Genomic DNA, 12,971 nt, shown 5'->3' with positions numbered 1-12,971 from the left:
CTCCCGCTTTCCTTGATGACCCCCCCCACCCCCGCCCTCGCCCCCACATGAGCGACGCCCTAAGCCGCTCGCCCGCGGCGTTGCTAGGCCCGCTGGACAGGGAAGACCTCTACATAAAACAGAGGGAGCGCCGGATCGGCGCCCTGGCCAGCCTGTTGGTGCACGTGTTGTTCGTGCTGGCCCTGCTGTACTCCTCCCAGCTGGAACTGACGCCGCCCGAGGGCAGCAGCAGCGGCGGCGCGCGGGTGAAGGTGGACTTCCTGGGCGAGACCGACCGCGACGACCAGCGCCCGCCCGTGCCGCCGACCGGCGTCCAGGCCCCGCGCGAACGCCCCAAACCCCTCAAACCCCTGGTGACCACCCCCGTCACCTCGCCCGTCGACGCCACCCGCGTGACCGAGGCCGAGAACCCGGTGGCGGAAGAAGAAAGTGCGCCCCAGCCCACCGCCTCCGAACAGGCCCTGCCCAACCCGCAGACCCGCCCACCGGCCAGCCAGCCCGCCTGGCGCCGCTCCGCCCAATGGGGCCAACCGCCCGGCATGCTCAGCCAGGACACCGCCCCCGAGAACCGCGGCTATACCGCCGGCACCGGCCGCAGCGAAGGCCGCGGCCAGGACAACGCCGCCAGCCCCAGCATGGACGTGGACGGCCACCAGATCTATTACGACCTGCGCAACGAGATCCGCGTGCAGCAATGGCAGGACCGCGGCATGACCGAACTGTCCTTCCCCCTGCCCGGCCGTCGCGAATACATGGTCTGCCCCCTGGAGATCGTCGCCCGCCGCGGCTCCGGCGGCTGCCGCCTGGTGCAACCCAACGACCCCGCCATGGCCGGCATCGGCGACGCCCGCGACGTGGTCACCGTCGAACGCGTCTACCGCCGCGGCGAACTGATCTGGCGGGGGCCGGGGGCGTACCGGTAAGAGGAACGCCACCGCTTTTCCCTTCTCCCTGCGCAGCGGGGGTGAGGATGACCTGCTTGCGCGGCATGCCGCGCGGGTCATCCGAACGCCGGGCGTGCTTCGCCCGGCCGGGGCGGGTGCCCGGAGGGCGGATGAGGGGCCTGGCGCGGTGCGTCATCGGGCGCCGAAACATCCCCACTCCGTTCGCCCCTCACCCGCCTTCGGCACCCTCTCCCCGCTGCGCAGGGAGAGGGAGGCTTCGGTTGTTATGCGCAAAAAAAAACCCCGCCGAGGCGGGGTTTCGTCCTGATTACTCAGGCGACGGCGTGCGTAGCGCGACTCATGCCGCGATGCGCTCGATCCTGGACACGGCAGCGCCCAGCGAGCGGTGCGCCTCTTCCAGGTCATAGTCCGCCTGCAAGCCCAGCCAGAAACGCTCGCTCGTACCCAGCGCTGCCGCCAGCCTGACCGCCGTGTCGGCAGTGACGCCGCGCTTACCGAGGACAATCTCGTTGATACGGCGCGGCGGCACATCCGCGGCACGCGCCAGCGCGTTCTGGCTGATGCCCATCGGCAACAGGAACTCTTCCAGCAGCACTTCACCGGGGTGGATATTGGGCAGGGTCTTCATGGAAGAACTCCTCTCATGACAGTTCAGTGGTAATCGACGATTTCCACGTCGTGCGCGTCGCCATCCTTCCAGCGGAAGCAGACGCGCCATTGATCGTTGATCCGGATGCTGTGCTGGCCCTTGCGGTCTCCCTTCAACGCCTCCAGCCGATTCGCAGGCGGAATGCGCAGATCGTCCAGCGTGGCCGCGTTGTTGAGCATACGCAGCTTGCGACGGGCAACGGCCTGCATGTCGGCCGGCAGACGCCGCGAGGACGTGCCGTTCCAGACTTTTTCGGCTTCCTTGTCGGCGAAGTCCCGGATCACGCACCGACTATAACGCTACCCGTCATGTAACGCAACCCGTCATAGTCCCGCTCCCATCCCACACCCAAAGAAAACCCCGCCGAAGCGGGGTTTTCTGTTCGTTGGCTTACATATTCCGCCGGTACTCGCCACCCACGTCGTACAACGCGTGGCTGATCTGCCCCAGGCTGTGGGTCTTCACCGCTTCAACCAGCGCGGCGAACACGTTGCGGCGTTCGCGGGCGGTGCGCTGCAGGTAGGCCAGGCCGTGGCCGTCGTGGACCTCGGGGTCGGCGTGTTCTTCCAACGCCGTGGCGTGGCTATGGTCGGTCTCGCCTTCCGGCGCCAGCGCGTTGCGCGAGGCCTGCCAGGCGCGGACGTTGGCGATCTGCTGGCCCTTCTCTTCTTCGGTGGACCGGATCAGCTCGATCTCGGTGGCGATCTCGCCGCCGTGCTCGCGCGGCAGGAAGGTGTTCACGCCCACCAGCGGCAGGCTGCCGTCGTGCTTCTTGTGCTCGTAGTACAGCGACTCTTCCTGGATCTTGCCGCGCTGGTACATGGTGTCCATGGCGCCGAGCACGCCGCCGCGCTCGCTGATGGCCTCGAACTCCTTGTAGACCGCCTCTTCCACGATGTCCGTCAGCTGGTCGACGACGAAACTTCCCTGCCAGGGGTTCTCGTTGAAGTTCAGCCCCAGCTCCTTGTTGATGATCATCTGGATGGCCACCGCGCGGCGCACGCTCTCTTCCGTCGGCGTGGTGATCGCCTCGTCATAGGCATTGGTGTGCAGGCTGTTGCAATTGTCGAACAGCGCATACAGCGCCTGCAGCGTGGTGCGGATGTCGTTGAACTGGATCTCCTGCGCGTGCAGCGAGCGGCCGGAGGTCTGGATGTGGTACTTCATCATCTGGCTGCGCTCGTTGGCGCCGTAGCGCTCGCGCATCGCGCGCGCCCAGATGCGGCGGGCGACGCGGCCGATGACGGTGTACTCCGGGTCCATGCCGTTGCTGAAGAAGAACGACAGGTTGGGCGCGAAGTCGTCGATCTTCATGCCGCGGGCCAGGTAGTACTCCACGATGGTGAAGCCGTTCGACAGCGTGAAGGCGAGCTGGCTGATCGGGTTCGCCCCGGCTTCGGCGATGTGGTACCCGCTGATGCTCACCGAGTAGAAGTTGCGCACCGCGTTGTCGACGAAGTACTGCTGGATGTCGCCCATCATGCGCAGGGCGAACTCCGTACTGAAGATGCAGGTGTTCTGCGCCTGGTCTTCCTTGAGGATGTCGGCCTGCACGGTGCCGCGCACGGTGGCCAGCGTCTCGGCCTTGATGCGCGCGTAGGTGCCTTCGTCCACCAGCTGATCGCCGGTGATGCCCAGCAGCCCTAGGCCCAGGCCGGTATTGGTGGGCGGCAACTCGCCGTGGTACTGCGGCCGCGCGCGGCCTTCGAAGAACGCCGCGATCTTCTGCTGCGCCTCGGCCCAGCGCGCGTCGTCGGCCTGCAGGTACTTCTCCACCTGCTGGTCGATGGCGGTGTTCATGAACATCGCCAGGATCATCGGCGCCGGGCCGTTGATCGTCATCGACACCGAGGTGGTGGGCGCGCACAGATCGAAGCCGGAGTACAGCTTCTTCATGTCGTCCAGCGTGGGGATGTTGACGCCGGAGTTGCCGATCTTGCCGTAGATGTCCGGGCGCGGCGCCGGGTCTTCGCCGTACAGCGTGACGCTGTCGAAGGCGGTGGACAGGCGCGCGGCCGGCTGGCCGACGGACAGGTAGTGGAAGCGGCGGTTGGTGCGCTCGGGCGTGCCTTCGCCGGCGAACATGCGGATCGGATCCTCGCCGGTGCGGCGGTACGGATACACGCCACCGGTGTACGGATAGCTGCCCGGCAGATTCTCTTTCTGCAGGAAGGTCAGCAGTTCGCCCCAGCCCTGGTAGGGCGGCGGCGCGATCTTCGGGATCTGCTGGTGGCTGAGCGATTCGCGGTAGTTCTCGATGCGGATCGTCTTGCCGCGCACCTGGTACTCGTTGACCGGATCGGTGACGGCCTTGAAGCGGGCGGGCCACTCGCGCAGCAGCTTGAGCGCCTCGGACGACAGCGACTGGATGGCGTCGTTGTAGCGCTGGCGCAGGGTGAGGAGCGAACGGTCGCCCTCGCCCACCAGCGCATCGGCCGGATACAGGGCCAGCGCCGTCGGCAGCGCGGCATCATCGAGGTCCTTCAGCGCATGCCAGTAATGCTGGGCGCGGCTGGCGGTCTCGGCTTCGGTCTCGATGCGGCGGTTGATGCCGCGACCCTGTTCGGCGATCTCGGCCAGATAGCGCACGCGGCTGCCGGGGATCAGCACGGTGGCGCGCGGTTCCTTCAGCTCGGTATCGAGCGCGGGCGTCCACTTCTCCGCCGGCAGCTGCAGCTTCTCGCGCAGTAGGCGGCACAGGTTGGCGAACATCCAGCTGACGCCGGGGTCGTTGAACTGGCTGGCGATGGTGGGATACACCGGCACGTCGGCGTCCGCGGTCTGGAACGCCACGCGGTTGCGCTTCCACTGCTTGCGCACGTCGCGCAGTGCATCTTCGGCGCCGCGCTTGTCGTACTTGTTCAACACGATCAGCTCGGCGAAGTCGATCATGTCGATCTTCTCCAGCTGGCTGGCCGCGCCGTAGTCGCTGGTCATCACGTACATCGGGAAGTCGACCAGGTCGACGATCTCCGAATCGCTCTGGCCGATACCGGCGGTCTCGACGATCACCAGGTCGAAGCCCAGCGATTTCAGGAAGGCGATGCAGTCCTTCAGCACGGCATTGGTGGCCACGTGCTGGCGGCGGGTGGCCATCGAGCGCATGTAGATGCGGTCGCTGCGCAGCGCGTTCATGCGGATGCGGTCGCCCAGCAGCGCGCCCCCGGTACGGCGGCGGGTGGGATCGACCGAGATCACCGCGATGTGCATCTGCGGGAAGCACGACAGGAAGCGGTTCATCAGTTCGTCGGTGACCGACGACTTGCCGGCGCCGCCGGTACCGGTGATGCCGACCACCGGCGTCGGCCGCGCGGGGAACGGCGCATGCGGACCCTTGGCCCACTGCGCACGCAACTTCTCCAGCTCGGCCTCGGTATAGCGGCCATCCTCGATGGCGCTGAGCACGCGACCGATGCCGGCTTCGTCGGTGAGCCTGGGCTGCGCGGGCGCGGTGTCGCGCGCGGCGGCGGTTTCCGCGCGCGCGTCGCCGGCGCGCTTCACGACGTCCTGGATCATTTCCACCAGGCCCATCTTCATGCCGTCGTTGGGGTGGTAGATGCGCTCCACGCCGTAGGCCTGCAGCTCGGCGATCTCTTCCGGCGTGATGGTGCCGCCGCCGCCGCCGAACACGCGCACATGGCCGGCGCCGCGGTCCTTCAGCATGTCGACCATGTACTTGAAGTACTCGACATGGCCGCCCTGGTAGCTGGACAGCGCGATGCCGTCGGCGTCTTCCTGCAGCGCGGCGCGGACCACGTCCTCGACGCTGCGGTTGTGGCCCAGGTGGATGACTTCCGCGCCCTCGCCCTGGATCAGGCGGCGCATGATGTTGATGGCGGCATCGTGTCCGTCGAACAGGCTGGCGGCGGTCACGAAGCGCAGCGGCGTGGCATCGGCCTGGGCTGCGGGAAACTGGCTGGCGGGTGTGCTCACGCGTACGTCACTCACGGTACTGACAGACCCGGGATTGTAGCGGTTCGCGCGTCAGCACCTCACCAATTGCACACCAGTGCACACCGCACACGCACCCTACGGTGGCGTGCGGTCATGCTTTTCAGCACAGGCCGAACGGCAGGTCGCGCGTGGAGACCACGCGCTGGCCGACGCTGTCGCCGCGCAGGAAGCGCAGGGCGGCGTCGAGCGTTTCCGGCGCGATGGTCACGCGATGATGGCCCAGGCCGGTGGTGCTGAGCAGCGTGGCCTGCGGCCAGTAGCGCGCATACCGCTCGCCTTCGCACCACGGCACGTCGGTGTCTTCCAGGTCGTGCACGACCAGGCCCGGGCGGCCGATCTGCGGCGCGGTCGCATGCGCATGCAGCGCGCGCACGTCGTGGGCGGTGAGTTCTTGGTATTCGTCGAACAGGCGACGGCTGAGGAACTGCGCCAGCCCGACCATGCCGCCGAACCGGCGCGCGGCATCGAACGGATCCGCGGCGGGCGCCAGCAGGATCACGCGTTCGGCTTCGAGGCCGCGCGCCATCGCGATGGCGGTGGCGGCGCCGCCGAGCGAATGGCCGACGACGGCGGCCAGCGGCCCGGTGTGTTCGGCCACGCGGGCGATCGCCTCGGCGAACATCGGCAAGGTGGCGCGGCGTCCGCTGCTGCGGCCATGCGCGGGCTGGTCGAACGTGACCACCGCATAGCCGGCGCGGCGCAGCGGTTCCACCCACGGCAGGAAACGCAGGCCGAAGCTCGACCAGCCGTGCGCGAGCAGGACGGTCGGCTGGCGCGCGGGATCGCCCCAGGTATAGATGGCCAGGCGTTCGCGACCGAAGGCGAGTTCGCCGATGCGCGCACCGGCGGTCTCGCTCTGGCGCGCGCGCGTCCGGGCGCCGGGCATGGGCGTGCAGAACAGCTGGAAGGCGCGGGCCAGCGTGCTGCGCGGCGCGAGCCAGCTGCCGACGGCAAAGCGTGCGCTCAGCAGCGACAGCGCCAGGGGTTTGCGAACGGTCGTGCTATTTTGACGGACAGTGACAGCGGCCATGGTGGTGGACCTCGGGGGTGTCAGGCGGGGGTGGAGACAGCGGGGGCGCCGTAGGACGCCAGCAGGCGATCCAGGGAACGGCGGGCGAGCAGCGGCGCGTGCTTCGCGTCGTAGAGTCGGGCGTCGTGCAGGCCCTGGGCGACGGCGAACAGTTCGAAGGCGAGCAGGACGGGGTCGGTCTTCGGCGAGAGTTCGCCGGTGTCGATGCACATGCCGATCGCCTTCACCAATTGCTGGCGCAGCTGCAGCAGCCAATCGACGATGCGGTCGCGCAGCAGGCCCGGGCGGGCGTCGTACTCGTGGGCGGCGGCCAGGATGATGCAGCCATCGGGGTTGTCGCAGACCCACTGGAACCAGTTGTCCATGATGGCCCGCAACCGCGGCAGGCCACGCGGCAGGCCGATGGCCGGGCCGATCACCGCACGGGCGTAGCGATCCGCGGTCCATTCCAGCACGGTCAGCTGCAGATCTTCGCGGGAGCCGAAGTGGGCGAACACGCCGCTCTTGGACATGCCGGCGGCCGTGGCCAGTTCGCCGATCGACAGGCCTTCCAGCCCGTGGCGGGCGGCGATGTCGTACGCCCGCGCCACGATCATCTCGCGGGTGGCATTGCCTTTGTGCGTGGCGGCCTGGGGACTCATGAGGGCAGAAATAGCACGGTCGTTCGATTCCCACAATAGGCCGGAGGTCACCCCGGCGGGCGCCCCCTTGTCATCTCAATAGCGGGCGATTGGATTAAACTGGCCCCCAGCGACGACCACGGCCCACACCGGAAACGTCGCTTTTTTCTTTTCTGACAACCCGTTAGCCACGCTGAAGGCAAGCCCGCGCCGGTCCCCGCCCGCGCACCGGAGCCCACCCATGATCTTCGAAACGCTCGACACCTCCGGCCACGAACAGGTCGTCTTCTGCCACAACCCGGACGCCGGGCTGAAGGCCATCATCGCCATCCACAGCACCGTGCTCGGCCCCGCGCTGGGCGGTGTGCGCATGCGCCCCTACGCCGACAGCGCGCTGGCGCTGACCGATGCGCTGCGCCTGAGCCGCACCATGACCTACAAGAACGCGCTGGCCGGCCTGAACGTCGGCGGCGGCAAGGCGGTGATCATCGGCGACAGCAGCCAGGACAAGACCGAGGTGCTGTTCCGCTCGTTCGGCCGGTACGTCGACTCGCTGGGCGGCCGCTACATCACCGCCGAGGACGTCGGCACCGACGTCAACGACATGGAGAACGTCTACCGCGAGACCGAGTACGTGGTGGGCGTGCACCAGGTGCACGGCGGCTCCGGCGACCCGGCCCCGTTCACCGCCTACGGTGCGCTGCAGGGCCTGATGGCCACGCTGAACCGCAAGTTCGGCAATGAGGAAATCGGCAAGTACAGCTACGCCGTGCAGGGCCTGGGCCACATCGGCATGGAGTTCGTGAAGCTGCTGAAGGAGCGCGGCGCCAAGCTGTTCGTCACCGACCTCAACCCGGCGCTCGTCGAGCACGCGGTGGAGGAATACGGCGCCGAAGCGGTGAAGCCGGACGAGATCTACGACCTGCCGGTGGACGTGTTCAGCCCCTGCGCGCTGGAGTACGCCATCAACGAACAGACCCTGCCCCGCCTGAAGGCGAAGGTGATCTGCGGCACGGCGAACAACCAGATGTCGCACGTCACCGGCGTGGAAGCGGCCAAGCGCGGCATCCTGTACGCGCCGGACTATGCGGTGAACGCCGGCGGCGTGATGAACGTGTCGCTGGAGATCGACGGCTACAACCGCGAACGCGCGATGCGCATGATGCGGACGATCTACCACACGGTCGGCAAGATCTTCGACCTGGCCGAGAAGGAAGGCATCGCGCCGCAGTACGCGGCCGACCGCATCGCCGAGGCCCGCATGAAGGCGATCGGCAAGCTGAAACTGCCGCTGGGCCGCACCGCGCCGCGCTTCATGGGCCACCTGCGCGGCGAGCACTGAGACCGAAGGCGTTACCGAAAACCTGGAAGTTGGGCCGCGGAGGAGGGAGGACCGAATGCGACCGGATACCGTCAGCGGGTTTCCGCTGGGCGAAGAGTTGGATGCGTTGCGCGAGGCCGTGCAGCGGTTCGCGCAGACCGAGATCGCGCCGCGTGCGGCGCAGATCGACCACGACAATGCGTTCCCGCAGGACCTGTGGCCCAAGCTGGGCGAGCTGGGCCTGCTCGGCATCACCGTGGATCCCGAGTTCGGCGGCAGCGGCATGGGTTACCTGGCCCATCTGGTCGCGATGGAGGAGATCTCGCGCGCATCGGGCTCGGTGGGCCTGAGCTACGGCGCGCACTCGAACCTGTGCGTGTCCAACCTCTACCTCAACGGCAACGCCGCGCAACGCGCGACGTACTTGCCGAAGCTGTCCAGTGGCGAGTGGAAGGGCGCGCTGGCGATGAGCGAGCCGGGTGCCGGTTCCGACGTGGTCGGCTCGATGAGCTGCCGCGCCGAGCTGCGCGACGGCGTGTGGGTCGCCAACGGCAACAAGATGTGGATCACCAACGGCCCGGAAGCCGACGTGCTGCTGGTCTACATGCGTACCGCCGGCAAGGACGCGGGCAGCAAGTGCATGACCGCCTTCATCGTCGAGCGCGGCATGAAGGGCTTCTCCACCGCGCAGAAGCTGGACAAGCTGGGCATGCGCGGCAGCAACACCTGCGAACTGGTGTTCGAGAACTGCGAGATCCCGGCCGAGAACGTGCTGGGCGAGGTGAACCAGGGCGTGCGCGTGCTGATGAGCGGCCTCAACACCGAGCGCCTGGTGCTCAGCGGCGGGCCGATCGGCCTGATGCAGGCCGCCTTGGACATCACCCTGCCCTACGTGCGCGAGCGCAAGCAGTTCGACGCCGCCATCGGCACCTTCGGCCTGATGCAGGGCAAGCTGGCCGACATGTACACCGCGCTGCAATCCAGCCGCGCCTTCGCCTACCAGGTGGCGCGCGGTTTCGACGAAGGCCAGGGCTCGCGCGCCGCCGCGGCCGGCTGCCTGCTGCATGCCTCGGAAGCGGCCGTGCAGGTGACGCTGGAAGCCATCCAGTCGCTGGGCGGCAATGGCTACATCAACGAGTACCCGGCTGGCCGCCTGCTGCGCGATGCCAAGCTGTACGCCATCGGCGCGGGCACCAACGAGATCCGCCGCATGCTGATCGGACGGGAATTGTTCGACGGTCGCGGTTGAGCCACCCGTCGTCGTAGGGTGGGCCTTGGCCCACCGTCGGGTTCATGGATAGTGATGGCGGGCTGACGCCCGCCCTACCTCGCGGCCTCTGTACGACGCTCAATCCAGTGCGGGCCACGCCGAGGCGTCGAGCGTTTCCCGATAGCCATGCCACGCGGCGTAGGCCAGCCATGGCATCAGGACCGCCAGCCCCAGCAGCGCGGTGGCGAACCCGATCACGGTCAGCACGACCAGCAGCAGGCCCCACACCGCCATCACGCCCTTGTTGCGCATGACCGCGTGCACGCTGGAGACGGCGGCGGTCACCATGTCGACGTCGCGGTCGGCGATCATCGGCAGCGAGAACGCCGTCACCGCGAACGTCAGGGCGGCGAAGACCGCACCGATGGCGGAGCCCAGCGCCAGGAATTCCCAGAACGCGCCCGGGTCGCCGCCATCGAACGGGAAGAAGGCGCTGACCATCATCCCGGCGCGCGACCACAGCAGGATGATCACCCCCTGCCCCAGGGCGAACACCCCGGCCTGGCCGAGCACGCGCCGGGCGAGCACGAACGAATCCCGCAGGCGCGGGGTGCGCCCCTGCTCCAGACCGCGGCTCACGCAGTACAGGCCCACGCAGATCAGCGGGGCGATGAAGACGAAGCCCGACAGCAGGGTCGCCAGCAACGCGAAGCGCCCCAGGACGAACGCCAGCCAGGAAATGCCGGCGCTGACCAGCACGATCACGGCGCCGAACAGCAGGGACAGGCCGGGCGCCCGGCGCAGGTCCTGCCAGCCGGCACGCAGCCAGCGCCATGGCGCGCCCGCATCCAGGGTCGCGCAGGGCACCACGAAGGCGCGCGGCCCCGCATCGGTGGCTGGTTCGTCTGACATATCGGTCCCCTCCGGCCCGAGCATACGCCGCGGCGGGGGTTGCGGCCCTGTACGAACGGCCGATTTGCCGGCCGTCGGGGCGCGGCGGGATAATCGCCCTCTCACTCCACGCGGGAATCCCCCATGTCCGACATCGTCATCGCCGCCGCCAAGCGCACCGCCATCGGTTCGTTCCTTGGCCAGTTCAACGGCGTCCCCACCCCGACCCTGGGTGCCGCCGCCATCGCCGCGGCGCTGGAGCAGTCGGGCATTCCGGCCGCGGACGTGTCCGAGGTCATCATGGGCTGCGTGCTGCCGGCCAACCTGGGCCAGGCGCCCGCGCGCCAGGCCTCGCGCGCGGCCGGCATCCCCGATGCGGCGGGCGCCACCACCATCAACAAGGTGTGCGGCTCCGGCATGAAGGCGATCATGCTGGGCCATGACCTGATCAAGGCCGGCTCGGCCACCATCGTGGTCGCCGGCGGCATGGAATCCATGAGCAATGCCCCGCACATGATCCCGAACTCGCGCACCGGCAACCGCTACGGCAACTTCCAGGCGGTGGACCACATGGCCTGGGACGGTCTGACCAACCCCTACGACGGCCAGGCCATGGGCGTGTTCGCCGAAGCCACGGTCGCCAAGTTCGGTTTCACCCGCGAGGAGCAGGACGCCTACTCCATCGAATCGGTGACCCGCGCCCAGGCCGCGCAGGCATCCGGCGCGTTCGACGGCGAGATCGTCCCGGTCAAGGTCGCGACCCGGAAGGGTGAGGTCGAAGTGGCCACCGACGAACAGCCGGGCAAGTCCGACCTCGCCAAGATCCCCACCCTCAAGCCCGCTTTCAAGAAGGACGGCACCGTCACCGCCGCCAGCTCGTCCAGCATCTCCGACGGCGCCGCGGCCACCGTGCTCCTGAGCGCCGATGAAGCCGCCAAGCGTGGCCTGCAGCCGCTGGCCCGGATCGTGGGCCACGCCACCTATTCGCAACAGCCGGAGTGGTTCACCACCGCCCCGGTCGCGGCCATCGACAAGCTGCTCAAGCAGGTCGGCTGGACGGTCGACCAGGTGGACCTGTTCGAGGTCAACGAAGCGTTCGCCGTCGTGGCGATGGCGCCGATCAAGGAACTGGGCATCCCGCACGCCAAGGTCAACGTCAACGGCGGCGCCTGCGCGCTCGGCCATCCGATCGGCGCGTCCGGCGCCCGCCTGGTGGTCACCCTGATCAACGCGCTCCGCGTCCGGGGCCTCAAGCGCGGCGTCGCGACCCTCTGCATCGGCGGCGGCGAAGCCACTGCGATCGCGGTCGAGGTGGCCTGAGTTTTTGCGCAGTTTGGGGCGAGGGAGCGCGTGTTTTCCTTCGCCCCATAGTGTTTAACAACGGATTGACAAAGATAACCGGCCAACCGCTTGACAGCGGTAATGGGCTTGTCATCATGTTGCAGGCGCGCAATTGCGCGTTGCCTAACTAACGACGAGGAAATGCAAAGATGACCATGAACAAGGCTCTGATCGCGCTGGCTCTGGGTTTCGCCCTGGCTGCGTGCTCGAACCAGGAGCAGGCTGCTGACGCCGCCGCCGACGCCGCCGCCGCTTCGACCGAAGCCCAGGCCGCTGCCGACGCTTCCGCCGCCGCTGGCGAAGCCACCGCCGACGCCGCCCAGCAGTCGGCCGACGCCGCTGCCGCTGCCGCCGACGCTGCTTCGACCGCCGCGACCGACGCCGCTGCCGCCACCACCGGCGAAGCCGCTGACGCTGCTGCCGACGCCGCTGCCCAGGCTGCCGACACCGCCGAAGCCGCGACCGACGCTGCCAAGGAAGCCACCAAGCAGTAATCTGCTGGCGGTTGCCTGATTTAGCGTTAAAATGAGAAAGCCGCCAGTTCGCTGGCGGCTTTTTCTGTATCCGGGTCCGGCACCCCGGTTCGGCCTCCTCAACGGACGAACACAGTCGCCTTCCCGGCGTCACCTTCCACACACATACCGATTTGGGGATCCCTATGAAGATCAAGAGCACCGTCCTGCTGGTCGCCGCCGTCCTGGCCCTGAGCGCCTGCACGAAGAGCGAATCCACCGACGCCGCCGCTGCCGACGCCGCCGCTGCCGCCGACCAGGCTGCCGCCGCCGCCGGTGACGCCGCTTCCGCTGCCGGCGACGCCGCCGCTGCCGCGGGCGATGCCGCCGCCGCCGCGACCACCGACGCCGCTGCCGCTGCGACCGCCGCCGCCGGCGACGCCGCTGCTGCGACCGAAGCCGCCGCCACCGACGCTGCCGCTTCCGCTGCTGCGGCCACCGCCGACGCCGCCCAGGCGACCGCCGACAAGGCTGCTGAAGTGGCCGACAAGGCCGAAGCCAAGGCTGAAGAAGTCAAGAAGTAATCGATTCGCCTCCG

12 protein-coding genes are annotated in these 12,971 nt (G+C 68.3%); 6 read left to right on the top strand and 6 right to left on the bottom strand.

Going from position 1 to position 12,971, the window contains the following annotated elements:
• Nucleotides 1-47: 47 nt before the first annotated feature.
• Nucleotides 48-923, top strand: coding sequence for a type II toxin-antitoxin system RelE/ParE family toxin (locus tag BLT45_RS08805; protein WP_139187966.1), 876 nt, complete (start codon nucleotides 48-50; stop codon nucleotides 921-923).
• Nucleotides 924-1,242: 319 nt separating this feature from the next.
• Here the strand turns inward: BLT45_RS08805 and BLT45_RS08800 are convergent, their stop codons facing one another.
• From BLT45_RS08800 to BLT45_RS08780, 5 genes are all read right to left on the bottom strand, one after another.
• Nucleotides 1,243-1,533 (bottom strand): HigA family addiction module antitoxin, encoded by a 291-nt coding sequence (locus BLT45_RS08800; RefSeq protein WP_093297534.1) that lies wholly within the window; start codon nucleotides 1,531-1,533, stop codon nucleotides 1,243-1,245.
• Nucleotides 1,534-1,556: 23 nt separating this feature from the next.
• A complete protein-coding gene (locus BLT45_RS08795; RefSeq protein ID WP_093297530.1) occupies nucleotides 1,557-1,838 on the bottom strand; it encodes a type II toxin-antitoxin system RelE/ParE family toxin in 282 nt (93 codons plus the stop codon).
• A gap of 106 nt (nucleotides 1,839-1,944) precedes the next feature.
• The gene (locus BLT45_RS08790; RefSeq protein ID WP_093297527.1) at nucleotides 1,945-5,487 is read right to left on the bottom strand and encodes a methylmalonyl-CoA mutase family protein; all 3,543 of its coding nucleotides are present in this window, start codon (nucleotides 5,485-5,487) and stop codon (nucleotides 1,945-1,947) included.
• Nucleotides 5,488-5,608: 121 nt separating this feature from the next.
• A complete protein-coding gene (locus BLT45_RS08785; RefSeq protein WP_093297524.1) occupies nucleotides 5,609-6,538 on the bottom strand; it encodes an alpha/beta hydrolase in 930 nt (309 codons plus the stop codon).
• 20 nt (nucleotides 6,539-6,558) lie between these two features.
• Complete coding sequence (locus BLT45_RS08780) at nucleotides 6,559-7,179, bottom strand: TetR/AcrR family transcriptional regulator (protein WP_093297521.1); 621 nt, start codon at nucleotides 7,177-7,179, stop codon at nucleotides 6,559-6,561.
• 220 nt (nucleotides 7,180-7,399) lie between these two features.
• On the opposite strand from BLT45_RS08780, the gene BLT45_RS08775 reads away from it, so the two are divergent.
• Nucleotides 7,400-8,500: a Glu/Leu/Phe/Val dehydrogenase dimerization domain-containing protein gene (locus BLT45_RS08775; RefSeq protein ID WP_093297518.1), complete on the top strand. Its 1,101-nt coding sequence runs from the start codon at nucleotides 7,400-7,402 to the stop codon at nucleotides 8,498-8,500.
• A 55-nt stretch (nucleotides 8,501-8,555) separates the two neighbouring features.
• A complete protein-coding gene (locus BLT45_RS08770; protein WP_093297515.1) occupies nucleotides 8,556-9,728 on the top strand; it encodes an isovaleryl-CoA dehydrogenase in 1,173 nt (390 codons plus the stop codon).
• 99 nt (nucleotides 9,729-9,827) lie between these two features.
• Here BLT45_RS08770 and BLT45_RS08765 read toward each other — a convergent pair whose 3' ends face one another.
• Nucleotides 9,828-10,601 (bottom strand): DUF2189 domain-containing protein, encoded by a 774-nt coding sequence (locus BLT45_RS08765; RefSeq protein ID WP_175455770.1) that lies wholly within the window; start codon nucleotides 10,599-10,601, stop codon nucleotides 9,828-9,830.
• A gap of 123 nt (nucleotides 10,602-10,724) precedes the next feature.
• Here BLT45_RS08765 and BLT45_RS08760 point away from each other — a divergent pair, with 123 nt between their 5' ends.
• The 3 genes from BLT45_RS08760 (at nucleotide 10,725) to BLT45_RS08750 (ending at nucleotide 12,957) form a co-directional block, all read left to right on the top strand.
• On the top strand, nucleotides 10,725-11,900 hold the full coding sequence (locus BLT45_RS08760; RefSeq protein WP_093297508.1) for a thiolase family protein: 1,176 nt from the start codon (nucleotides 10,725-10,727) through the stop codon (nucleotides 11,898-11,900).
• Nucleotides 11,901-12,070: 170 nt separating this feature from the next.
• The gene (locus tag BLT45_RS08755; protein ID WP_056880473.1) at nucleotides 12,071-12,415 is read left to right on the top strand and encodes a hypothetical protein; all 345 of its coding nucleotides are present in this window, start codon (nucleotides 12,071-12,073) and stop codon (nucleotides 12,413-12,415) included.
• 164 nt (nucleotides 12,416-12,579) lie between these two features.
• Complete coding sequence (locus tag BLT45_RS08750) at nucleotides 12,580-12,957, top strand: hypothetical protein (RefSeq protein WP_093297505.1); 378 nt, start codon at nucleotides 12,580-12,582, stop codon at nucleotides 12,955-12,957.
• Nucleotides 12,958-12,971 lie beyond the last annotated feature (14 nt).

The organism is Pseudoxanthomonas sp. CF385 (assembly GCF_900104255.1).
GTDB lineage: Bacteria > Pseudomonadota > Gammaproteobacteria > Xanthomonadales > Xanthomonadaceae > Pseudoxanthomonas_A.
The sequence above is the reverse complement of the archived record's forward strand: the minus strand, read 5'-3'. Positions and strand labels throughout refer to the sequence as shown.

What these genes read in the sequence shown, in the direction of transcription:
- BLT45_RS08805 (WP_139187966.1), top strand. Translation starts at nt 48, where the DNA reads ATGAGCGACGCCCTAAGCCGCTCGCCCGCGGCGTTGCTAGGCCCGCTG.
- BLT45_RS08800 (WP_093297534.1), bottom strand. Translation starts at nt 1,533, where the DNA reads ATGAAGACCCTGCCCAATATCCACCCCGGTGAAGTGCTGCTGGAAGAG.
- BLT45_RS08785 (WP_093297524.1), bottom strand. Translation starts at nt 6,538, where the DNA reads ATGGCCGCTGTCACTGTCCGTCAAAATAGCACGACCGTTCGCAAACCC.
- BLT45_RS08780 (WP_093297521.1), bottom strand. Translation starts at nt 7,179, where the DNA reads ATGAGTCCCCAGGCCGCCACGCACAAAGGCAATGCCACCCGCGAGATG.
- BLT45_RS08775 (WP_093297518.1), top strand. Translation starts at nt 7,400, where the DNA reads ATGATCTTCGAAACGCTCGACACCTCCGGCCACGAACAGGTCGTCTTC.
- BLT45_RS08770 (WP_093297515.1), top strand. Translation starts at nt 8,556, where the DNA reads ATGCGACCGGATACCGTCAGCGGGTTTCCGCTGGGCGAAGAGTTGGAT.
- BLT45_RS08765 (WP_175455770.1), bottom strand. Translation starts at nt 10,601, where the DNA reads ATGTCAGACGAACCAGCCACCGATGCGGGGCCGCGCGCCTTCGTGGTG.
- BLT45_RS08760 (WP_093297508.1), top strand. Translation starts at nt 10,725, where the DNA reads ATGTCCGACATCGTCATCGCCGCCGCCAAGCGCACCGCCATCGGTTCG.
- BLT45_RS08755 (WP_056880473.1), top strand. Translation starts at nt 12,071, where the DNA reads ATGACCATGAACAAGGCTCTGATCGCGCTGGCTCTGGGTTTCGCCCTG.
- BLT45_RS08750 (WP_093297505.1), top strand. Translation starts at nt 12,580, where the DNA reads ATGAAGATCAAGAGCACCGTCCTGCTGGTCGCCGCCGTCCTGGCCCTG.